Raw genomic sequence first — 20,637 nt, 5'->3', positions numbered from 1 at the left:
TCTTCCACGAATTGAGGCGTTAACGCCCCAAATGTAAACGCGTCGTTTACCAAGCACTGGGTAAATCCTGCCTAGCGGCGGGCGAGTGAGCGTCCGTCCCGCGTACCCCGGGAAGGACGCCCGCGTTGAACAACTTCGTCGCCGCCCTGCAGAGGTTCGGAATTGGACGACTGGCGGCCATCCTCGGGATCGGGGTCGGCGTCGCCGCTGCGCTGATCGCCCTCACGATGAACCTGGGCGAGCCCAAGGCCCTGCTCTATTCGAACCTGGACCTGAAGGAAGCGGGCTCGATCACCACCGCTCTCGACCAGGCGGGCGTGAAGTACGAGGTCAAGGGCGACGGCTCGACCATCATGGTGCCGCGCGACCAGGTCGCCTCGACACGCCTGATGCTGTCGTCCAAGGGCCTGCCGACCTCCGGCTCGGTCGGCTACGAGATCTTCGACGAGGCCAACGCCCTCGGCCAGACCGACTTCGTCCAACAGCTGAACCGCCAGCGCGCGCTGGAAGGCGAACTCGCCCGCACGATCCAGGGGCTGGACGGCGTCACCTCGGCCCGCGTCCACCTGGTGCTGCCCAAGCGCCAACTGTTCGAGGAAGAGGCCGAGCAGCCCTCCGCGGCGGTCACCATCGGCGTCGGCGGCCGCGCGCCGTCGTCCGATCAGGTGCAGGCGATCCAGAACCTGGTCTCCAGCGCGGTGCCGAACCTGAAGCCGGGCCGCGTGACCGTCGTCGACCAACACGCCAAGACGCTCTCGGCCGGTGAAGACGGCTTCGGCGCCCAGGCCGCCGACGGCCGCCGCAGCGACGTCGAGCAGCGCATCGCCAAGACCGTCACCAAGCTGGTCGAGGGCGTCGTCGGCCCCGGCAAGGCGCGGGTCAACGTCACCGCCGACCTCAACCTGGCCCGCGTCACCGTTCAGCAGGAAACCTTCGACCCCGACGGTCAGGTCGTCCGCTCGGAGACCACCAACGAAGAGACCTCGCGCGAGAACCAACCCGACGCCAACGGCGCGGTGTCGGCCAGCGCCAACATCCCCGGCGGCGTCGGCGCCAACGGCGAGGCCATGAACCAGTCCGCCAGCGGCCGCACGGAATCGACCACCAACTACGAAATCTCCAAGACCGTTCGCACCGAGGTCCAGGAACCGGGCGACATGAAGCGCCTGTCGGTCGCCGTGGCCGTCGACGGCGCGACTGCCCCGGGGCAGGACGGCAAGCCTGGCGCCTACACCCCGCGCACGGCCGAGGAGATGCAGCGCATCGAGCAGCTGGTCCGCACCGCCGTCGGCTTCAACGCCGACCGCGGCGACCAGGTCACCGTCGTCAACGTCCGCTTCCCGACCGCCGACGCCGAGGGCGGCGTCGAGGCGACCAACCCGCTGATGGGCTTCGACAAGAACGACATCATGCGCGCCGTCGAGATCGCCATCCTCGGCCTCGTCGCAGTGCTGCTGATCTTCTTCGTGGTCCGCCCGCTGCTGAAGCCGTCGAGCGGCGGCGGCATGCCCGCCCTGGCCGGCGGCCCGCCCATCACCCGGCTGGTGACCACCGCCGACGGCCAGCCGATGCAGATCCAGGTCGATCCGGCCACCGGCCAGGCGCTGGCCCTGCCCGGTCCGGGCAACGAGCTGGAGCAGCGCATCGACATCGCCCGCATCGAGGGCCAGGTGAAGGCCTCCTCGGTGAAGCGCGTCTCGGAGTTCGTCGAGACACACCCAGAAGAGTCCGTCTCGCTGCTGCGTAGCTGGCTCCACGAAACGACATGAGCAGCCGCGTGAAGTCCATCAACGACGCATCGAAGCTCAGCGGTCCCGAGCGCGCGGCGGTCGTGCTGCTTGCGCTCGGCGAAGAGCACAAGACGATCTGGGAGCACCTCGACGAGGAGGAGATCAAGGAGATCTCCCAAGCGATGGCCGGCCTCGGCACCGTCTCGTCCAGCGCCGTCGAGCAGCTGCTGGTCGACTTCATATCCGGCATGTCCGGCGCCGGCGCGATCATGGGCTCGTTCGAGCAGACCCAGCGCCTGCTGCAGGCCTTCCTGCCGCCCGACAAAGTCGACTCCCTCATGGAGGAGATCCGCGGTCCCGCCGGCCGAACCATGTGGGACAAGCTGGGCAACGTGAACGAGGCGGTGCTCGCCAACTACCTGAAGAACGAATACCCGCAGACCGTCGCCGTCGTGCTGTCGAAGGTGAAGTCAGACCACGCCGCCCGCGTGCTGGCCGCCCTGCCCGAGGACTTCGCACTGGAGTGCGTCACCCGCATGCTGCGCATGGAGCCTGTGCAGCGGGAGATCCTCGACAAGATCGAGCAGACCCTGCGCACCGAGTTCATGTCCAACCTGGCGCGGACCTCCAAGCGCGACAGCCACGAGATGATGGCGGACATCTTCAACGCCTTCGACCGTCAGACCGAGGCCCGCTTCATCGCCGCCCTGGAAGAGCGCAACCGCGAGAGCGCCGAGCGCATCCGCGCTCTGATGTTCGTGTTCGAAGACCTGTCGAAGCTCGATCCGGGCGGCGTCCAGACCCTGCTGCGTAACGTCGAGAAGGACCAGCTGGGTCTGGCGCTCAAAGGCGCGTCCGACTCCCTGCGCGAAATGTTCTTCTCCAATATGTCCGAGCGCGCCGCCAAGATCATGCGCGAGGACATGGAGGGCATGGGCCCAGTGCGCCTGCGCGACGTCGACCAGGCCCAGATGGCCATGGTCCAGGTCGCCAAGGACCTGGCCGCCAAGGGCGAGATCATGCTGGCCGGCGCCGGCGGCGATGATGAGCTGATCTACTGATGACCAGCCCCCCTCACCAGAAATTCGGCTTCGACACGGTGTTCGACAACGCCGGAGACGTCGCCTACGCCGCTCAGCGTCCCAAGCGCCTGTTCCCCGCCGAAGAGGTAGAGGTCCTGCGCACCCAGGCCTTCGCCGAGGGCGAGCGCCAGGCCCTGGCCTCGATGGCCGCGCTGCAGGCCCAGGCCCTGTCGCAGATCGCCGCCAGCGTCGGTCAGGCCCTGCCGCGGCTGGCCGGCGTCGCCCACGAGCATCGCGTCGGCTCGGCGGAACTGGCGCTGGCTTGCGCCCGCGCGATCGCCGACGCCGCGCTCGCCAAGTTCCCCGAAGCGCCGATCCAGGCCGCGCTCGAGAACCTGGCCCGCGAAATCGAAGCCGCGCCGCGGCTGATCGTCAGCGTCGGCGCCGACCTGGCCGAAGGCGCCCAGGCGGCGCTTGAACAAACCGCCCAGGCGATCGGCTACCCCGGCGCCATTCAGGTCCGCCCGGCCCCCGCCGTCGGCCCCGCCGCCTTCACCCTCGATTTCGGCGACGGCGCGGCCGCCTTCGACCCCGCCGCTGCCGCGGCGCGCGTGGCCGCTGCGCTTCAAGCGGCGTTGGCCGCCGAAGGTCTGCACGCCGAACCCCTCATTCCCGGAAGCGAAAGCTGACCGCCATGTCCGACAACGACCTCAAACTCGACGAATTCGGTCCCTCCGACATGCCCATGGCCGACATGGGCATGGAGATCGAGGACAAGACCGCCAGCGACCTGGCTCCGGTCTTCGACGTGCCGGTTTCGATCTCGGCGGTGCTCGGCCGCGCCACGATGTCGGTGGCTCAGCTGCTGCAGCTGCAGTCGGGCAGCGTCCTCGACCTGGACCGCAAGGTCGGCGAGGCGATCGACATCTACGTGAACAATCGGCTGGTCGCCCGTGGGGAGGTCGTCATCGTCGACGACCGCCTGGGCGTGACCATGACCGAAATCATCAAGGACGGCGACACTCAGGGCTGATCGCCTGAGGGTCTGTAGGAGATAGAGTTATGCGGCTTTTGGTCGTCGGAAAACTGAACGGACAGCTCTCCAACGCCGTGAAGATGGCGATGACGGCGGGCGCCAAGGTCAGCCACGTGGAGACCATCGAAGCGGCCACCCACGCCCTGCGCGCGGGTCAGGGCGCAGACCTGCTGCTGGTCGACTACGACCTCGACATCGCCGGGCTGATCGCCGCCAACGAGGGCGAGCGGATCCGCGTGCCGGTGGTCGCCTGCGGCGTCGATCCGGACGCGCAGAAGGCCGGCGACGCCATCCGCGCGGGCGCCAAGGAATTCATCCCGCTGCCGCCGGACGCCGAGATGATCGCCGCCGTCCTGGCCGCCGTGTCCGACGACGAAAAGCCGATGGTCGTGCGCGATCCCGGCATGCAGTCGGTGATCAGCCTGGCCGACCAGGTCGCGCCGTCGGAAGCCTCCATCCTGATCACCGGGGAAAGCGGCTCGGGTAAGGAAGTCATCGCCCGCTACGTGCACCAGAAGTCACGCCGCGCCAGCCGTGCGTTCATCTCGGTCAACTGCGCCGCGATCCCGGAAAACCTGCTGGAGAGCGAGCTGTTCGGCCACGAGAAGGGCGCCTTCACCGGCGCGCTGGCGCGCCGCATCGGCAAGTTCGAGGAAGCCAACGGCGGCACGCTGCTGCTCGACGAAATTTCGGAAATGGACGCGCGCCTGCAAGCCAAGCTGCTGCGCGCCATCCAGGAGCGTGAGATCGACCGGGTCGGCGGCGCCAAGCCGGTGAAGGTCGACATCCGCATCCTCGCCACTTCCAACCGCGACCTGGCCCAGGCCGTGAAGGACGGCACGTTCCGCGAGGACCTGCTCTATCGCCTCAACGTCGTGAACCTGCGCCTGCCGCCCCTGCGCGAGCGGCCCGGCGACGTCGTGGCCTTGGCCGAGTTCTTCATCCGCAAATACGCCAAGGCCAACGGCATGCCCGAGCGGCCGCTCTCGGCCGAGGCCAAGCGCCGCCTGGCCGCCCACCGCTGGCCGGGCAACGTCCGCGAGCTGGAGAACGCCATGCACCGCGCGGTGCTGCTGGCCTCCGGCCCGGAGATCGAGGAAAACGCCATCCGCCTGCCCGACGGTCAGCCGCTGGCCGCTCCCGATCCGGCCGCCCGCGCCGCCCAGACCGCGGCCGACGCCGCCGAGGCGGTGACCCGCACCTTCGTCGGCCAGACCGTCGCCGACATGGAACAACGGCTGATCATCGACACCCTGTCGCACTGCCTGGGCAACCGCACGCATGCGGCCAACATCCTGGGCATTTCGATCCGCACCCTGCGCAACAAGCTCAAGGAATACACCGAGGCCGGCGTCTCGGTGCCCGCCCCGCAGATGGGCGCCAGCGCGGCCTGAACGAGTAACTGATGTCCGACGCTTCGTTCTCCTCCTCGGCCCGTCCCTCGCCCCGCGAAATGCTGGGCTGGCTGATGAAGGGCGAGGTCGCCCTGGCGCTGGGCGTCATCGGCATCGTCATCCTGCTGATCCTGCCGATCCCGCCGTTCGTGCTGGATATGCTGCTGGCCATCTCGATCACCTCCTCGGTGCTGATCCTGATGACCTCGCTTCTGATCAAGAAGCCGCTGGAATTCACCGCCTTCCCGACCGTCCTGCTGGTCACCACCCTGTTCCGCCTCGGGCTGAACATCGCTTCGACGCGCCTGATCCTCGGTCACGGCCACGAAGGCGCGCACGGGGCCGGCAAGATCATCGAAGGCTTCGGCAAGTTGATGATGGGGGGCAACTTCGTCATCGGGGTGATCGTGTTCATCATCCTGGTGATCGTGAACTTCGTGGTCATCACCAAGGGTTCTGGCCGGATCGCCGAAGTCGCCGCCCGCTTCACCCTGGATTCGATGCCCGGCAAGCAGATGGCGATCGACGCCGACCTGTCGGCCGGCCTGATCGAAGAGAACGAGGCCAAGAAGCGCCGCAAGGAGCTGGAGCAGGAATCGACCTTCTTCGGGGCTATGGACGGCGCCAGCAAGTTCGTGCGCGGCGACGCCGTCGCCGGCCTGATCATCGTCGCCATCAACATCATCGGCGGCATCCTGATCGGCGTCGTGCAGCACAAGGTTCCGATCGGCCAGGCCGCATCGTCCTATACGATCATGACCATCGGCGACGGTCTGGTCAGCCAGATCCCGGCGCTGATCATCTCGATCGCCGCCGGCTTCCTGGTGTCCAAGGCCGGCGTCGACGGCTCGGCCGACAAGGCCCTGGTCGCCCAGCTGGCCATGAACCCGATCAGCCTGGGCATGGTCTCGGCCTCGGCGGGCGTCATCGCCCTGATCCCTGGCATGCCGATCATCCCGTTCGCGGCCCTGGCCGCCGGCTCGGGCTTCCTGGCCTGGAAGCGCTCGCAGGAGGCCCTGGCGCCGCCGCCCGTGGAACTGGCGCCGGTCGACGCGGCCGCAGCCGGCCAGGAGCAGGAAGAGCCGATCAGCCAGGCCCTGGCCATCGACGAGATCAAGATCGAACTGGGCTACGGCCTGCTGCCGCTGATCAACGACCTCGAAGGCCGCCGCCTGACCGACCAGATCAAGGCCCTGCGCCGCACCCTGGCCCAGGACTTCGGCTTCGTGATGCCGGCGGTCCGCATCCTCGACAATATGCGCCTGCCCTCGCAGGGCTACATGATCCGCATCAAGGAGATGGAAGGCGGCGGCGGCGAGGTCCGGCTTGGCTCGCTGATGGCCATGGACCCGTCCGGCGGCCAGGTCGACCTGCCCGGCGAACACATGCGCGAGCCGGCCTTCGGCCTGCCGGCCACCTGGATCGACGACTCCCTGCGCGAGGAAGCGACCTTCCGCGGCTACACCATCGTCGATCCGGCCACCGTGCTGACCACGCACCTGACCGAGATCCTCAAGGAGAACATGCCCGACCTGCTCTCCTACGCCGAAGTCCAGAAGCTGCTGAAGGAACTGCCGACCGAGCAGAAGAAGCTGGTCGACGACCTGGTCCCGTCCGTCGTCTCGGCGACCACCATCCAGCGCGTGCTGCAGGCCCTGCTGCGCGAGCGCGTCTCGATCCGCGACCTGCCGGCGATCCTCGAAGGCATCGGCGAGGCCGCCCCGCACACGTCCTCGATCACCCTGCTGGTCGAACAGGTCCGCGGCCGCCTGGCCCGCCAGCTGTCGTTCGCCTATCGCGGCGACGACGGCGCCCTGCCGATCATCACCATGTCGGGCGAGTGGGAGAACGCCTTCGCCGACGCGCTGATCGGCGCCGGCGAGGAAAAGCAGCTGGCCCTGGCCCCGTCGCGGCTGCAAGACTTCATCCGCGCCGTCCGCGACAGCTTCGAGCGCGCGGCCCTGGCCGGCGACAGCGCCGTGCTGCTGACCAGCCCGCAGATCCGTCCGTATGTCCGCTCGATCATCGAACGCTTCCGCGGCCAGACCCCGGTGCTCAGCCAGAACGAGATCCACCCGAAGGCGCGGCTGAAGACGGTCGGGCAGATCTAGCTGCGGGTCAGCCCAGCGGCTTGGCGAAGATCAGCTGGGCGCCGAAGCCCCCTTCGTGGCGTTCGCCGGTGTCGATGAAGCCAATCTTGCGGTAGGCCTCGATCGCCGCGACGTTCCGGGCGTTGACCGCCAACATCAGCTGCGGCTGCACCGGTCGCTCGCGCACGAACCACTCTTCCAGCAGGCTGATGCAGCGGCGTCCGACGCCCTTGCCCTGGAAGCCCGGGCGGACCCGGAAATTGTGCAGGCTGACCGTGCCGGGCGGCGCCCATGACGGGCGGCGCAGGCCTTCGCGCAGCACAAAGAAGCCAACCACCTCGCCGCTGGGTTCGATCACCGCGAAGCCTTGCTCGAGCCCGACGGCGTCGGCCTCGTTCAAGCGCCCGAACACCTCGTCCAGACTGCCGGCGAACGCCTCTTGTTCCGGCGGCAAGCCGATGACCTCGACCACGTCGCGGTCGGCGCCCGAAATCGGCTCGAGTCTCCAGTCGGCAGCTTGTGTCGTCGTGCCCATACCTCGAAGGCTAACACGCATTCAGCGAATGTTGTCATCCCAGCGCTCGCCAGGCGGCCGGGCGCGCGTTCAAATCCTCGCCGCTGCGAGCGGCCCAGCCGGCCTTGCGGCTCGACGGGCGTTGCAGGCGCGCGCCCCGGCTGATAGCGATTTGCCCCTGGCGCGGTCGATTGGGCCGCGAAGCGTTGGAAATCGAATGCGGCGACCTGCTTCCCCGACCCGGCGCGGCCCGGGCAGCACGATCTTCTGGGATCTGCTGACCTTCGAGCGGCTGATGACCAACCAGGTGATTCATCTCATCTATTGGGCCGGCCTGGGGGTTATCGCACTGATCGCGTTCGGCACGGTCGGCGCCGCGGTCGGCGTCGCCCTGCGCGAGGAAAGCTGGATCGGCGTGATTCTGGCGATCCCGGTCCTGGTCGCCGGTCTGCTGGTGGTCGGCGGCCTGGTGCTGCTGTGGCGCTCGTTCTGCGAGCTCTATGTCGCCCTGTTCCGCCTCAGCGACGACCTGCACGCGCTGCGCCAGGCGGCCGACGCCGCCGATGAGGCGCCCGCCCGCGCCGCGCCGCGTCAACCGACGCCCGGCCCGCTGAACTAACGCCGCGAGAGCGCCGGGATCACCGGCCGCCGGCCGCCCGGCGCAGGCCCAACTCGTCGAGGGCGGCCGTCTCCAGCCGCGCAGCCTCCTTGACCCGGGCCAGGCGGATGCCCTCAGCCACCTGCTCGTATTTCTTCTGCTCTTCGAAGGCCAAGGCCAGGGCGTCGCGCGCGCCGGCCTCCTCGATGGCGATGCGTGCGATGTCGGCCTGGATCAACGCCTTGCGGGCGCGCAGGCCTTCCCAGAACCCGACTTGATACCAGCCGGCCTCGACGTCGTGGCGCGCGCGCTCGGCCTCAGCCTCGCCTTCGGCTTCAAGGAAGGCGAGCTTCATTTCGCACTGCAGACGCCGGTCTGCGATCTCTCCCAAGCGCTTCTGCAGGACCTCGACCTCATAGGTCGCGAGTTTGATCAGGGACTGCGCCCAACTCATGCGGCTTCACCGTTCAGGATGTGGGCGAGGATGTTGAAGCTGTCGTCCAGGCTGGTGGCTTCGTCCTTGTCCTGGCCGAGGAACGCCTCGAGCGCCGGATTGAGGGCGATGGCCCGGTCGACCTGCGGATCGGCCCCGGCCCGATAGGCCCCGATGCGGATCAACTCTTCCATGTTGGCGTAGGCCGACAGCGACTGGCGGGCCGACTTCACGATCTCGCGCTCATGCGGCAGATGGCAGCCGGGCATGGTCCGGCTGATCGACTTCAGCACATTGATCGCCGGGAAGCGGCCGCGCTCGGCGATGGCCCGCTCCATGACGATGTGCCCGTCCAGGATACCGCGCACGGCGTCGGCGATCGGTTCGTTGTGATCGTCGCCGTCGACCAGCACCGTGAAGATGCCGGTGATCGGCCCGGCCGTCGTGCCGTCCGGGCGGATCGGCCCCGGCCCCGCGCGTTCCAGCAGCTTGGGCAGCTCGGTGAAGACGGTCGGCGTATAGCCCTTAGTGGTCGGCGGCTCGCCGGCGGCCAACCCGATCTCGCGCTGGGCCATGGCGAAGCGGGTGACGCTGTCCATCATGCACAGGACTTCGAGGTCCTGGTCGCGGAGGAACTCGGCGATGGCCAGGGTCATATAGGCGGCCTGTCGGCGCTTCAGCGCCGGCTCGTCGGAGGTGGCGACCACGACGATGGCGCGCTTGAGCCCCTCCTCGCCCAGGGTCTCCTCGATGAATTCGCGGACCTCGCGGCCCCGCTCGCCGATCAGACCGACCACGACAACGTCGCAGTCCGATTGCTTGGCCAGCATCGACAGCAGCACCGACTTGCCGACCCCCGAACCGGCGAACACGCCCAGGCGCTGGCCTCGGCAGCAGGTGGTGAAGACGTTCATCGAGCGGACGCCCAGGTCCAGGCGTTCGCCCACCCGGCCGCGCGCATGGGCGGCGGGCGGCGCAGCGCGCAGCGGGTACGCCGCCGTGCCCTGCGGCAGCGGGCCAAGGCCGTCGATCGGCTCACCGAACGCGTCAACGATGCGGCCGAGCCAGGCCGTCGTCGGCCGCACCGCCGAGCCCTGCGGCTCGATCCGGATTTCGGCGCCCGGCGCGACGCCCTCGACGGGGCCAAACGGCATCAGCAGGGCGCGGGTCTCGCGGAAGCCGACCACCTCGGCGGCCAGCGGCTTGTCGGCCCGGCGCTCGATCTCGGCGCGCGCGCCGACCGCCAGTCGCGTCAGCCCGCCGCGGGCCTCGATCAGGAGGCCGTTCACGGCCGCAACGCGGCCGGACACGGTAAGCGGATCGATCCGCTCGACAGCGGCGACAAGGCTACGCAAGGACAGCACCCCGGCGGTCAGATTCGACCGCCTGGGAGAATCCGCCCGCCGCCGTTAACTCCCGATGAAGATTTCCCGCTGGTCAGCGCAGGGCGGCGGCCAGCCGTGCGGCCTTGGCCGGATGACGCGCCACCAGCTTGGCCGCCGTACCGGGACGCTGCATGGCCGCCCGCAGCAGGAGCGGCCGCGCCGCCTTGGCCAGCATCGGCCGGGCGTTCTTGGCCAGGCTCTCGCGGCCGAGGAAAGCGGCCAGGCCGACGACCGCGAGCGCGCCGAGGCCGAGGGTCAGGCCGGGCCGCTTCTGGGCCTCAGTGTAGACGCTGAAGCGCCGGCCCTTGAGGTGCTCGCTCTCGGTCTGGCCGTCACGGCCGGGCTCGTAGAGGCTGTCGTGCGCCGGCTTGTCGCCGCGGCCGCGGCTCATCGGCGGCAACATCCGCGCCAGCACCTTGTCGACGATGATCGGAGCGGCGGCGGAACCGATCGCCATCGGCCGCGCGCCCGATCCGACCACGATGTCGCGCACCGGATGGACCGTGGCGTGCAGGATCGCGTCGGCGACGACCTCCGGGGCATAGCGCGGCGGCCGAAGCGAGGCCGGCGCGTCCATCAGGTTGCGGGCGTGATCAGCGAACGGCGTCGAGATGCTCGACGGCTTGATCAGGGTCACCGAGACGGGGATCTTCTCGCGCAGCACCTCCAGCCGCAGCGCATCGGTAAAGCCCTTCACCGCATGCTTGGAGGCTGAATAGGCGCCCATCAGCGGCGCGGCGACGTCCGACAACGCTGAGCCGACATTGATCACCGCGCCGGGCCGGCGGCCCTCCCGGAAGTGCTTAACCGCCTCCAGCGAGCCGTTGACCACCCCGAAGTAGTTGGTCCGGAACAGCCGCTCGTGATCCTCGGCGGAGGTGTCGGCCAACTCGCCGTAGAGGCCGACTCCGGCGTCGTTGATCCAGGTGTCGAAGCGGTCGAATCGGGCGATCGCCGCCCGGGCGATCTTCTCGACGTCCTCCGGCGCGCCGACGTCGGCGACCACCGCATGGGCGCGGCCGCCTTGGGCGTTGATCTCATCGCAGATCGCCCGCAGCGCCTCGCCGTTGCGCGCGGCCAGCACGACGGCCGCTCCAGCCTTGGCGGCTTTACGCGCGGTCGCCAGGCCGATGCCCGACGATGCGCCGGTGATGACGATGACCTGGTCGGCGAGCGGCTTCAATTTCACGGCCATGACGATCCTTTGGGCTGGGAAACAGTTCCAGGTCCAAACGACCCGCCGACGCGACCGTTCCGCTCGCTGCACGCGGTTAACATCGGGGCGCGGCGGCAGCCGCTGTTCGCCCATCAAGTCCAATCACAAAAGATTCAACGGCCGCGCGACTCGCCCCCGGAGGCCAGCGCTTGTGGCCGATTCCCGAACCGAGTTAACGATTCGTCCGAAGGGGCTTCACCATTAACCGGTCATAAATTAACTCGCTGGCAAGTTAACCGCGAAGATCGGAGCGGATTGCCCGAATTTAGGTTTCTAGCGCTACCGTTCGAGGAGGAACTGATGCGCGTACTGTTGATCGAAGACGACAGCGCCACGGCGCAGAGCATTGAATTGATGCTCAAATCCGAGGGTTTCAACGTCTATACGACGGACCTCGGCGAGGAAGGCGTCGATCTGGGCAAGATCTATGACTACGACCTGATCCTGCTCGACCTGAACCTGCCCGACATGAGCGGCATGGACGTTCTGCGCACCCTGCGGGTGGCGAAGATCAACACTCCGATCATGATCCTGTCCGGCACGGCCGAGATCGACACCAAGGTCAAGACGTTCGGCGCCGGCGGCGACGACTACATGACCAAGCCCTTCCACAAGGACGAACTGGTCGCCCGCATCCACGCGGTCGTCCGTCGCTCCAAGGGCCACGCCCAGTCGGTCATCAAGACTGGCGACATTACTGTGAACCTCGACGCCAAGACCGTCGAAGTGAACAACAGCCGCGTCCACCTGACCGGCAAGGAATACCAGATGCTGGAGCTGCTCTCGCTCCGCAAGGGCACCACGCTCACCAAGGAAATGTTCCTGAACCACCTCTACGGCGGCATGGACGAGCCCGAGCTGAAGATCATCGACGTGTTCATCTGCAAGCTGCGCAAGAAGCTGGCGGCCGCCGCCGACGGCAAGCACCACATCGAAACCGTCTGGGGCCGCGGCTACGTGCTGCGCGACCCGCATGAGAGCGCCGTCGCCGCCTGAACGGGCCCGACGCTTCACTGAACTGCCGAACGCCCGCCGCTCCTTCCGGCGGGCGTTTTCTTTTTGCGCAGGTTCCGCGCTAGGCTCCACGCCAACAGTTCGCGGGGAGGCGGCGTTGGGAAGAACTATCGCACTGGTCGTGTGCCTCGCGGTCGCGTTCCTGCTTGGCTGGGCGCAGGAGCGCACGCCAGCTCCCCTGCCCGCCAACGCGCCCGTCACGGCGTTCTCCGCCGCCCGCGCCATGGCCGACGTCGAGGTCATCGCCAAGACCCCGCACCCGATCGGCAGCCCAGCCAACGTCGTCGTCCGCGACCACCTCGTTGCGCGGATGACCGCGCTTGGCCTCTCACCACAGATCCAGCGTGCGGAGGTGCTGCGCCAGGAGGACGGCTGGATCGCCGGCGGGACGGTCGAGAACGTCATTGGCGTGCTGCCGGGTCGTGACCGCGCCGTCCCGGCCGTGGCGATCATGGCCCACTACGACAGCGTCCCAGGCTCGCCAGGCGCCGCCGACGACGCGACCGGGACCGCCGCCGCCCTGGAGATCGCCCGGGCGATCAAAGCCAAGGGCCAGCCGGCCCGCGACATCATTCTGCTGATCACCGACGGCGAGGAGAGCGGCCTGCTCGGCGCCCAAGCCTTCTTCGACCAGCACCCGCTCGCCGGCCGCATCGGCTTCCTGCTCAACATGGAGGCCCGCGGCGGCGGCGGCCGCGCCCAGATGTTCCAGACTGGGGCCGACAACGCCGGCACGATCGAACTCTTCCGCAAGAGCGCCGTCGCGCCGGTCGCCTCATCGCTCACCGTGTTCCTCTACGAACACATGCCCAACGACACCGACTTCTCGGTCTCCAAAGCCAAGGGGATCGCCGGGCTGAACTACGCCTTCATCGGCAGCCAGTTCGACTATCACATGCCCGCCTCGACTCCGGCCAACCTCGACAAGGGCTCGCTGCAGCACATCGGCGAGCAGGTGCTGGCTGCGACGACCGCCGCCGCCGAAGCCAAGGCGCTGCCGGTTAAGGGACCAAACCTCGTCTACGCCAACACCTTCGGCGGCCACATCCTCGCCTATCCCCAGGCCGCCGGCTGGATCGTCGTCGCGGTCTCGGGCCTGTTGCTGACGCTGGCGATGCTGCGCGCACGGCGGGCCGGCGCGCTGTCCTTCATCGACGTCCTGAAGGGCGCCGGCGCCGGCCTCTTCGCCCTGACGTTCGCCGCGACAATCTTCCGGCTCGCCCGGCGGGCCAGCGGCGCGCAGTTCGGCTTCCTCGAGCAGAGCCAATTGCTGGCCCAGGCCGGCCGCTGGGAAACCGCGCTCGCCCTGCTGGGCGTCGGGGCGCTGCTGCTGGCCGCCGCCGCGGCCGGCCGCGGCCGCACCCGTCTAGCCGGCGCGGCCCTGGCGCTGATCGCCGGCGGCGCCTGCTCAGCCTTCGGACACCTTGATGTCATTGGCCTGGCGCTAGGCGCGAGCGCGGCCTTGCTGGCGGTGCTGAGTTTCGGACGTCCGGCCCGCCCGGCCGGCGCCTGGGCAGGCGTCCTTGCCACCGGCCTGCTGATCGCCGTCGCCCTGCAATATGCGGCCCCGACCACCGCGTTTCTTGTCGGCTGGCCGCTCGTTCTGGCGTGCCTGACGGCCGTGCTGACCACCCTCGGCGCGCGCCGCAGCTTGCCGGTGCTGATCGCCCTCACGATCGCCGGCGCGCTCGGCCTGTCGTGGCTGCTGGCGTTCGGGCACGGCATCTACCAGGGCCTCGACCAGCCAGAATTGCTGGCGGTGATCGTCTGGCTCGCCGCCCTCGGGCTCTGGCCGCTGGCGCAGCCGGCCGAGGACCAGAAGGGCGCGCGGATGTCGGCCCTGGCCGTCGTCCTGCTCGGTGTGGTCGCGGTCGCCGTGGTGCGGCTCGACCCGCCCTGGACCGCCCGCCACCCGCAGATCACCCACGTCGCCTACTATCTGAACCGCGATGATGGCCGCGCCTATCGCATCAGCGACGCGCCGGCCCTGCCGGCATGGACCCGCAAGGTGCTCGGCGCCGACGGCGGCGCGGTGGAAAAGCTGAAGCTGCCGGGCCTGCGCCGCGACGGCGTCTGGGCGGCCCCGGCCGCGCCCGTCGCCGCCCCGCCCGGCGGCCTGGAGTTCACGCGCCAGCCGGACGGCGCCTACCGCCTGCACCTCGACGCACCCGGCGCGCGCACGCTCTCGCTGCGCCTCGACGCCAAGACCAAGCTGGAGGATGCGGCGCTCAACGGCCGCCCGCTCAAGCCGCTCGCCGGCGGCTCGGCCCGGATCGCGTGGGAGGCCCCGACCGAGGGCCTCACCCTGACCTTCCGTGCCCCCAGCCCGGGGGCGATCGAGGTCAAGTATTCCACGGTGATCGACCAATGGCCGGCGGAGGCGAAGCCCTTGCCCGCTCGCCCCGCCGACCTGATGGCCTCGGGAACCTCGGGCGCGACCATCGTCGGCGGCGCCCGTAGGTTCACTTGGTAGGACGCCTTACTTCTCGAAGGCGGCCGTGATCTTCAGATCGACGTCGTCGCCGACCACCGGCAGGGCGTAGCCCAGGCCGAATTCGCTGCGCTTGATCTTGGCGGTGGCTTCGAAGCCGACGGTGGCCGCCTTGCTCATCGGGTTGGTCCCGGCGCCGGTCAGCTTGGCGTCCAGGGTCACCGGCTTGGTCACGCCCTTCAGGGTCAGGTCGCCATTGATCTTGGCGGTCTGGCCGTCGACGACGACCGAGGTCGAGACGAACTTGGCGGTCGGGAACTTCTCGACGTCGAGCAGGTCCTTGCTGGCCAGGTGCTTGGTGAAGCCCGGCGAGGTCGTGGTCGAACCCGACATCGGGATGTCGATCACCACCTTGGCGGCCGAGGGGTTGGCCGGGTCGAGGGTCAGGCTGCCGGTCATCTCGCCGAACATGCCGTAGAGCACCGAGAAGCCCATGTGGCTCAGCGACCAGACGACTTGGGTGTGGTGGCCGTCGACCTTGTAGGTCGCCGCGGCGATCCGCGAGGTGTCGGCCGCGCCGGGCATCTGGGCGAAGGCCGGGGTGGCGATCACCATCGCCAGGCTCGCGGCCGCGAGAAGCTTCTTCATCGTCTGCAGTTCTCCGAATATCGAAATGGCCCAGATCGGACCTAGATCGAACCGCTCCTGCCGTCCGTCAAGAACAAGCGCTGGTTTTCACAAGACCGTCGCAGGTCTGGCGCACCGCCGGGCGAACGCGCTATGCCGATCCCGCTTAGCCCAGCCAGGCCCGGAGGACCCCGCATGACCGCGCAGGACGACATCGTCATTTATCACAATCCCGCCTGCGGGACCTCGCGCAACACCCTGGCCCTGCTGCGCGAAAAGGGCCTCGAGCCCAAGGTCGTGGAGTATCTGAAAACCGGCTGGACCAAGGACCAGCTGCTCGACCTGACAGCCCGGATGGGCGTCCCCGCCCGCGAAATTCTGCGCGAGCGCGGCACCAAGGCCGTCGAGCTCGGCCTCACCGATCCGGGCGCCTCGGACGAGGCCATTATCGCGGCCATGATCCTCGATCCGATCCTGGTGAATCGCCCTATCGTCTCGACATCGAAGGGTGCGGCGCTGTGCCGTCCTGCCGAACTGGTCCTCGGTCTGCTCTAACCGGAGCTATGGGGGTCGCCGGAATGGTTACCGGCGATTAACCATATCGGTAGAGAACGGTTAAGCCGTTCACCAGCTACGACGCCGCTTTCGCATGGTCGGTAGGCCGTGTGGCATCGCGAGTACGGGGGCACGATGCAAGAGTTCGATCCGCGACGTCCGACCTTTCGGCTGACACCGCGCCTGGCCATCGGCATGGCCGGCGTCGCCGCCCTGGCGGTGGGCTGGAAGCTCACCGCCGATCAGGCCGCCGCCCCGCCCAAGGCCCCGCTCGATCCGGCGGCGATCACCGCCCTGCAACACGCCGCCTTCACCCAGTCCGAGGCCCAGCCCGGCTTCGGCCGACCGCAGAGCGTCCCGGTCAAGGTGCTGCCCGGCGAGACCCTGGAATCCGCCGTCGAGCGCGCCGGCGTGCCGCGCGACGAGGCCCGCCGCGCCGTCGAGACCCTGGCCGAGGCGATGGACACCGTCCACATCAAGGCCGGCATGGCCTTCGACGCCGCGGTCGCCATGCCGCGCGGCGAGCGCGGCCCTGCCCGCCTGGTCGGCCTGTCGCTGCGCACCGGCCCGGCCCAGTCCATCACTCTCTCGCGCACCTTCGACGGCGCCCTGCGCCTGCGTGAGATGGAAGAGAAGATCCGCGACGAGCAGATGGTCGCCCGCGGCGAGATCACCGGCTCGCTCTACGAGAGCGCCTCGCGCATCGGGGCCAACCCGACGATCGTCGCCGGCATGGTCAAGCTGTTCTCGCACAAGGTCGACTTCGACCGCGACCTGAAGGCCGGCGACGAGTTCACCATGGTCTTCGACCGCAAGGTCACCGAAAGCGGCCGCACCATCGAGACCGGCGACCTGGAATACGCCCAGATCAAAGGCGTGCAGTTCTACCGCTTCGAGCGCGCTAACGGCGACGTCCAGTACTTCGACGAAACCGGCAAGAACATCAAAGGTTTCCTGCTGCGCACCCCGGTCGACAACGCTCGGATGACCAGCCGCTTCGGCATGCGCCGCCATCCGATCCTCGGCTACAACCGCATGCACCAAGGCATCGATTTTGGGGCCGGATCGGGCACCCCGGTTCTCGCCGCCGGCGACGGCGTGGTCGTCGAAGCCCGCCGCTGGGGCGGCTATGGCAACTGGGTCCGCGTCCGTCACTCCGGCGGCTTCGAGACCGGCTACGCGCACCTGTCGCGGTTCGGCAAAGGCATCAAGCCAGGCGCTCGCATCAGCCAGGGCCAGGTTGTGGCCTATGTCGGCTCGACCGGCGCCTCCACCGGCCCGCACCTGCACTACGAGATCTGGCAGCACGGCAAGCGCGTGAACCCGATCGGCGCGAAGGTGCCGCAGGGCACGGTCCTGGCCGGCGCCGAGCTGGCCGCGTTCCGCGCCCAGAAGTCCCGCATCGACTCGCTGGTCCGCAGCCAGGGCGCCGACGAGGCCCCTGCCCGCCTGGCCGTGGCCGAGACCGCTCCGCCCCTCGCGCTGCGACGTTAGGTTGTCCTAGGGGAAGCCGCCACGCGGCTTCCAACCGGCCTTCCTGCGCACTAATGTGGCAGATCGAACCCTGCCCGCGCGGAGAGTCGCCTTGACTGCAGCCGTCAAACCCAAGCCCCGCGCACGGTACGCCGCCAAGCGCGACGCCATCATGGCGGCCGCGACCAAGGTGTTCGCCGATCACGGGATGAGCGGGTTCACCCTGGCCGCCGTGGCCAAGCGGATGGACCTGCATCCGGTCAGCCTGACCTACTACTTCAAGCGCAAGGAAGACCTCGCCGCGGCGGTGCTACACGACACCATCGCCCGCTTCGCGAAGATGCTCGACGAGGCCGAGACCCACGCCACCCCGGCCGAGCGTCTGACCGCCTTCGTCGCCGCCTATTTCGAGACCCGCCGCCGCATCGCCGTCGGCGAGGAGGACGTGCTCGCGCCGTTCAGCGAGGTCTATCTGATCGAGGGCGAGCAGAAGCAGCCGGTGATCCAGAGCTTCGAGGCGCTCTATGTCCGTATCGGACGGCTGCTGAAGTCCGACGAGACGCCCTGGGTCAGCACTCCGCGCCGCCAGGGGCTGGCGCGACTGGTCGTCAACCAGCTGACCTGGGCCGACACCTGGCTGTCGACGTACGAGCCGCAGGACTATCCGCGGGTCGCCGCCCGGCTCAGCGACCTGATGATCAACGGCCTGCCGGCCGCGGGGCAGCCCTGGCCCGATGGCCCGCTGCTGGCGCTCGGCACGCCCAGTGCAGAGAACGACGAGGTCACGCGCGACCGGTTTCTACTGGCCGCCACCAAGCTCATGAACCGCGAGGGTTATCGCGGCGCCTCGGTCGACAAGATCTCGGCCGAACTCAAGGTCACTAAAGGCTCGTTTTATCACCACAACGCCGACAAGGACGAACTGGCCGTGGCCTGCTTCGGCGCCACCTTCGACCTGATTGACCAGGCCAAGCGCGAGGCGGCCAAGGCCGGCAGCAACTGGACGCGGCTGTGGCTGGCGGTGACCTCGCTCGGCATGCTGCAGGCCGAGAGCGCGGGCGGGCGACTGCTGCGCCACCACTGCATGGCCGCGGTGCCGCACGCCATGCGCCGGCAGATGCTGGTGCGCTTCATGCAGACCACCAATTCGTTCGCCGGCATCATCGCCGACGGGGTGGCCGATGGTTCGATCCGTCCGGTCGACCCGCTGCTCGCGGCGCATGCGATGATGGTGACCTTCAACGCCTGCCTGCCGCTCGAGCCGCGCCGGCGCCCGGTGGTCACGGACGGGGTGATGGAGGAGTACCTCCGCCCAGCCCTGCTCGGCTACTTCGTGAAATAGAACCCCCGGACGGGTGCGATCCGCCCGGGGGCTCCTAGCCTCCTACTTGGTCGGGGGCTTGGCGGCAGGAGGCGTCTTGGCGGCCATCGCGCTCGTCGTCGCCGAGGCCGACGAGCACTTGGCGTAGTGGCCCTTGGCGTCTCGACACTTGGCGGGCTTGGCCGGCGCGGAAGCGCACTTGGCGAAGTGCCCCTGGGCGTCACGGCATTGGGTGGCGGCGGAGGCCGCGCCGCCGGCCGAGAGGCCGGCGACCAGGGCCAGCGCCGTCATCAAGGACAGACTGCGGGACATGGCGTTTCTCCCTAGCGGGCTCCGGCTACTTGGCGGCCGGGGTCGTCGCGGTCGCGGTCGGGGCGGCCTTGTGGTGCGACTTGTGCTTCTTGTGATGGGCAGCCGGCTTGGCCGGCGCGGTCTGGGTCGCGGGGGCGGCGGTCGGCGCAGCGGCCATGGCGACGCCGGCCAGGGCGAGCGAGGCGGCCAGCGAACCGGCGACGATGAGGGTGGGCTTCATGGGACTTGCTCCGAACGGCGGGGACATCCGCCTGTCCGCAAGCCTCGTCCCGTCATCTGACGCGGTTCGGGCGCGCGTCTTACAAATAGTTGAGCGACCTTCGGCTCACGAAAAAGCCCTCCCCGAGGGGAGGGCTTCCAGCGTCTTGCGACGGCTTGGATCTATCAGTCGAAGACGATGACCGAGCGGGCCAATTCGCCCTTCTTCATTTCTTCGAAGCCTTCGTTGACCTGCTCCAGCTTGATGCGCTGCGAGATCATCTCGTCCAGCTTCAGCTTGCCGTTCATGTACATGTCGACCAGGCGCGGCATGTCGACCGGGAAGCGGTTGGAGCCCATCATCGAGCCCTGCAGCTTCTTTTCGCCCAGCAGGGCGAAGCCCGGCAGGGTGATCGACTGGCCGATCGGGATCATGCCGATGACGTTGGCGGTGCCGCCACGGCGCAGCATGCCGAACGCCTGCTCGGCGGTCTTCGACAGGCCGATGGCTTCGAACGAGTGGTGCACGCCGCCCTTGGTCATCTCGAGCACTTCCTTAACTGCGTCGGTCTTGGAGGCGTCGATGAAGTCGGTGGCGCCGAACTGGTGGGCCAGGTTGCCCTTCGAAGCGACCATGTCGATGGCGATGATGCGGCCGGCGCCGGCGATCGCCGCACCGTTGATCGCCGCCAGGCCGACGCCGCCGCAGCCGATGACCGCCACGGTCTCGCCGGGACGCACGCTCGACGTATGGATCGCCGCGCCCACGCCGGTCATGACCGAGCAGCCGATCAGGGCGGCGCGGTCCAATGGCATGTCCTTGCGGATCGCGACGCAGGCATGCTCGTGGATCAGCATCTGCTCGGCGAAGGACGACAGGTTCAGGTACTGCTGCATCGGGCCGGTGGTGGCCTTCAGACGCGGCTCTTCGTCGGCGTCACGCTTGGTGTCGGGCGACACGCACAGCGACAGGTGGCCGGTCAGGCAGAATTCGCAGTGGCCGCAATAGGCCGAGAGGCAGGTGATGACGTGGTCGCCCACCTTCACGGTGCGCACTTCCGATCCGACCTGCTCGACGACGCCGGCGCTCTCATGGCCCAGCACGGCCGGCAGCGCGGTCGGATAGGAGCCTTGCATGAAGTGCAGGTCGGAGTGGCAAAGGCCGGCGGCCTTGGTGCGGATCAGCACTTCGTGCGGACCCGGCTTGTTGATCAGGACGTCTTCGATCTGAAGCGGCTTGCCCACTTCGCGCAGCACTGCGGCTTTCATCTACGGCGATCTCCCCAAG

At 68.6% G+C, this 20,637-nt stretch carries 20 protein-coding genes; 12 read left to right on the top strand and 8 right to left on the bottom strand.

Annotation, left to right across the window (positions count from 1 at the left end; all coding sequences use genetic code 11):
• Positions 1–125: 125 nt before the first annotated feature.
• From fliF to flhA, 6 genes are read left to right on the top strand one after another with little or no spacing between them, the layout of a single operon-like run.
• On the top strand, positions 126–1,769 hold the full coding sequence (gene fliF, locus C0481_RS05105) for a flagellar basal-body MS-ring/collar protein FliF (RefSeq protein ID WP_293401316.1): 1,644 nt from the start codon (positions 126–128) through the stop codon (positions 1,767–1,769).
• Positions 1,766–2,791, top strand: a complete 1,026-nt coding sequence (gene fliG / locus C0481_RS05100; RefSeq protein WP_293401314.1) for a flagellar motor switch protein FliG — start codon at positions 1,766–1,768, stop codon at positions 2,789–2,791. Before fliF ends, fliG begins: the two co-directional genes overlap by 4 nt.
• Positions 2,791–3,441, top strand: coding sequence for a flagellar assembly protein FliH (locus C0481_RS05095; RefSeq protein ID WP_293401312.1), 651 nt, complete (start codon positions 2,791–2,793; stop codon positions 3,439–3,441). Before fliG ends, C0481_RS05095 begins: the two co-directional genes overlap by 1 nt.
• Positions 3,442–3,446: 5 nt before the next feature.
• Complete coding sequence (gene fliN, locus C0481_RS05090; protein WP_183773317.1) at positions 3,447–3,785, top strand: flagellar motor switch protein FliN; 339 nt, start codon at positions 3,447–3,449, stop codon at positions 3,783–3,785.
• A 29-nt stretch (positions 3,786–3,814) separates the two neighbouring features.
• Positions 3,815–5,182 carry a sigma-54 dependent transcriptional regulator gene (locus C0481_RS05085; protein WP_293401309.1) on the top strand — a complete coding sequence of 456 codons (1,368 nt, stop codon included), beginning with the start codon at positions 3,815–3,817 and terminating at the stop codon, positions 5,180–5,182.
• 11 nt (positions 5,183–5,193) lie between these two features.
• Positions 5,194–7,293: a flagellar biosynthesis protein FlhA gene (gene flhA, locus C0481_RS05080; RefSeq protein ID WP_293401307.1), complete on the top strand. Its 2,100-nt coding sequence runs from the start codon at positions 5,194–5,196 to the stop codon at positions 7,291–7,293.
• Between the two features lie 7 nt (positions 7,294–7,300).
• On the opposite strand, the gene C0481_RS05075 is transcribed toward flhA, so the two are convergent.
• Positions 7,301–7,807, bottom strand: coding sequence for a GNAT family N-acetyltransferase (locus C0481_RS05075; protein WP_293401305.1), 507 nt, complete (start codon positions 7,805–7,807; stop codon positions 7,301–7,303).
• Between the two features lie 196 nt (positions 7,808–8,003).
• On the opposite strand from C0481_RS05075, the gene C0481_RS05070 reads away from it, so the two are divergent.
• Positions 8,004–8,405 carry a DUF4282 domain-containing protein gene (locus C0481_RS05070; RefSeq protein ID WP_293401303.1) on the top strand — a complete coding sequence of 134 codons (402 nt, stop codon included), beginning with the start codon at positions 8,004–8,006 and terminating at the stop codon, positions 8,403–8,405.
• 19 nt (positions 8,406–8,424) lie between these two features.
• Here C0481_RS05070 and C0481_RS05065 read toward each other — a convergent pair whose 3' ends face one another.
• The 3 genes from C0481_RS05065 to C0481_RS05055 form a co-directional block, all read right to left on the bottom strand.
• Positions 8,425–8,838 (bottom strand): flagellar export protein FliJ, encoded by a 414-nt coding sequence (locus C0481_RS05065; RefSeq protein ID WP_293401301.1) that lies wholly within the window; start codon positions 8,836–8,838, stop codon positions 8,425–8,427.
• Positions 8,835–10,172 carry a flagellar protein export ATPase FliI gene (gene fliI, locus C0481_RS05060; RefSeq protein ID WP_293401299.1) on the bottom strand — a complete coding sequence of 446 codons (1,338 nt, stop codon included), beginning with the start codon at positions 10,170–10,172 and terminating at the stop codon, positions 8,835–8,837. The genes C0481_RS05065 and fliI overlap by 4 nt, the downstream gene beginning before the upstream one ends.
• Before the next feature lie 82 nt (positions 10,173–10,254).
• Positions 10,255–11,397, bottom strand: coding sequence for an SDR family oxidoreductase (locus C0481_RS05055; RefSeq protein ID WP_293401297.1), 1,143 nt, complete (start codon positions 11,395–11,397; stop codon positions 10,255–10,257).
• A gap of 321 nt (positions 11,398–11,718) precedes the next feature.
• On the opposite strand from C0481_RS05055, the gene ctrA reads away from it, so the two are divergent.
• Positions 11,719–12,414 carry a response regulator transcription factor CtrA gene (gene ctrA, locus C0481_RS05050; RefSeq protein WP_056021847.1) on the top strand — a complete coding sequence of 232 codons (696 nt, stop codon included), beginning with the start codon at positions 11,719–11,721 and terminating at the stop codon, positions 12,412–12,414.
• A gap of 115 nt (positions 12,415–12,529) precedes the next feature.
• Positions 12,530–14,905 (top strand): M20/M25/M40 family metallo-hydrolase, encoded by a 2,376-nt coding sequence (locus C0481_RS05045; protein ID WP_293401294.1) that lies wholly within the window; start codon positions 12,530–12,532, stop codon positions 14,903–14,905.
• 6 nt (positions 14,906–14,911) lie between these two features.
• On the opposite strand, the gene C0481_RS05040 is transcribed toward C0481_RS05045, so the two are convergent.
• Complete coding sequence (locus C0481_RS05040) at positions 14,912–15,511, bottom strand: YceI family protein (RefSeq protein WP_293401292.1); 600 nt, start codon at positions 15,509–15,511, stop codon at positions 14,912–14,914.
• A 174-nt stretch (positions 15,512–15,685) separates the two neighbouring features.
• On the opposite strand from C0481_RS05040, the gene arsC reads away from it, so the two are divergent.
• The 3 genes from arsC (at position 15,686) to C0481_RS05025 (ending at position 18,860) form a co-directional block, all read left to right on the top strand.
• On the top strand, positions 15,686–16,045 hold the full coding sequence (gene arsC / locus C0481_RS05035) for an arsenate reductase (glutaredoxin) (protein WP_293401290.1): 360 nt from the start codon (positions 15,686–15,688) through the stop codon (positions 16,043–16,045).
• A 135-nt stretch (positions 16,046–16,180) separates the two neighbouring features.
• Complete coding sequence (locus C0481_RS05030; RefSeq protein ID WP_293401288.1) at positions 16,181–17,539, top strand: M23 family metallopeptidase; 1,359 nt, start codon at positions 16,181–16,183, stop codon at positions 17,537–17,539.
• 91 nt (positions 17,540–17,630) lie between these two features.
• Positions 17,631–18,860, top strand: coding sequence for a TetR/AcrR family transcriptional regulator (locus C0481_RS05025; protein ID WP_293401286.1), 1,230 nt, complete (start codon positions 17,631–17,633; stop codon positions 18,858–18,860).
• 42 nt (positions 18,861–18,902) lie between these two features.
• Here the strand turns inward: C0481_RS05025 and C0481_RS05020 are convergent, their stop codons facing one another.
• The 3 genes from C0481_RS05020 to C0481_RS05010 all read right to left on the bottom strand — a co-directional run bounded on the left by C0481_RS05020 (position 18,903) and on the right by C0481_RS05010 (position 20,618).
• The gene (locus C0481_RS05020; RefSeq protein ID WP_293401284.1) at positions 18,903–19,151 is read right to left on the bottom strand and encodes a hypothetical protein; all 249 of its coding nucleotides are present in this window, start codon (positions 19,149–19,151) and stop codon (positions 18,903–18,905) included.
• A gap of 25 nt (positions 19,152–19,176) precedes the next feature.
• Positions 19,177–19,371: a hypothetical protein gene (locus C0481_RS05015; RefSeq protein ID WP_293401282.1), complete on the bottom strand. Its 195-nt coding sequence runs from the start codon at positions 19,369–19,371 to the stop codon at positions 19,177–19,179.
• Between the two features lie 164 nt (positions 19,372–19,535).
• Positions 19,536–20,618 (bottom strand): Zn-dependent alcohol dehydrogenase, encoded by a 1,083-nt coding sequence (locus C0481_RS05010; RefSeq protein ID WP_293401280.1) that lies wholly within the window; start codon positions 20,616–20,618, stop codon positions 19,536–19,538.
• Positions 20,619–20,637: the final 19 nt, after the last annotated feature.

Source organism: Phenylobacterium sp. (assembly GCF_013822795.1).
GTDB lineage: Bacteria > Pseudomonadota > Alphaproteobacteria > Caulobacterales > Caulobacteraceae > Phenylobacterium.
This window is presented reverse-complemented; position numbering and strand designations above follow the sequence as displayed.

What these genes read in the sequence shown, in the direction of transcription:
- fliG (WP_293401314.1), top strand. Translation starts at nt 1,766, where the DNA reads ATGAGCAGCCGCGTGAAGTCCATCAACGACGCATCGAAGCTCAGCGGT.
- C0481_RS05095 (WP_293401312.1), top strand. Translation starts at nt 2,791, where the DNA reads ATGACCAGCCCCCCTCACCAGAAATTCGGCTTCGACACGGTGTTCGAC.
- fliN (WP_183773317.1), top strand. Translation starts at nt 3,447, where the DNA reads ATGTCCGACAACGACCTCAAACTCGACGAATTCGGTCCCTCCGACATG.
- C0481_RS05085 (WP_293401309.1), top strand. Translation starts at nt 3,815, where the DNA reads ATGCGGCTTTTGGTCGTCGGAAAACTGAACGGACAGCTCTCCAACGCC.
- flhA (WP_293401307.1), top strand. Translation starts at nt 5,194, where the DNA reads ATGTCCGACGCTTCGTTCTCCTCCTCGGCCCGTCCCTCGCCCCGCGAA.
- C0481_RS05075 (WP_293401305.1), bottom strand. Translation starts at nt 7,807, where the DNA reads ATGGGCACGACGACACAAGCTGCCGACTGGAGACTCGAGCCGATTTCG.
- C0481_RS05070 (WP_293401303.1), top strand. Translation starts at nt 8,004, where the DNA reads ATGCGGCGACCTGCTTCCCCGACCCGGCGCGGCCCGGGCAGCACGATC.
- C0481_RS05065 (WP_293401301.1), bottom strand. Translation starts at nt 8,838, where the DNA reads ATGAGTTGGGCGCAGTCCCTGATCAAACTCGCGACCTATGAGGTCGAG.
- C0481_RS05055 (WP_293401297.1), bottom strand. Translation starts at nt 11,397, where the DNA reads ATGGCCGTGAAATTGAAGCCGCTCGCCGACCAGGTCATCGTCATCACC.
- ctrA (WP_056021847.1), top strand. Translation starts at nt 11,719, where the DNA reads ATGCGCGTACTGTTGATCGAAGACGACAGCGCCACGGCGCAGAGCATT.
- C0481_RS05040 (WP_293401292.1), bottom strand. Translation starts at nt 15,511, where the DNA reads ATGAAGAAGCTTCTCGCGGCCGCGAGCCTGGCGATGGTGATCGCCACC.
- arsC (WP_293401290.1), top strand. Translation starts at nt 15,686, where the DNA reads ATGACCGCGCAGGACGACATCGTCATTTATCACAATCCCGCCTGCGGG.
- C0481_RS05030 (WP_293401288.1), top strand. Translation starts at nt 16,181, where the DNA reads ATGCAAGAGTTCGATCCGCGACGTCCGACCTTTCGGCTGACACCGCGC.
- C0481_RS05020 (WP_293401284.1), bottom strand. Translation starts at nt 19,151, where the DNA reads ATGTCCCGCAGTCTGTCCTTGATGACGGCGCTGGCCCTGGTCGCCGGC.
- C0481_RS05015 (WP_293401282.1), bottom strand. Translation starts at nt 19,371, where the DNA reads ATGAAGCCCACCCTCATCGTCGCCGGTTCGCTGGCCGCCTCGCTCGCC.
- C0481_RS05010 (WP_293401280.1), bottom strand. Translation starts at nt 20,618, where the DNA reads ATGAAAGCCGCAGTGCTGCGCGAAGTGGGCAAGCCGCTTCAGATCGAA.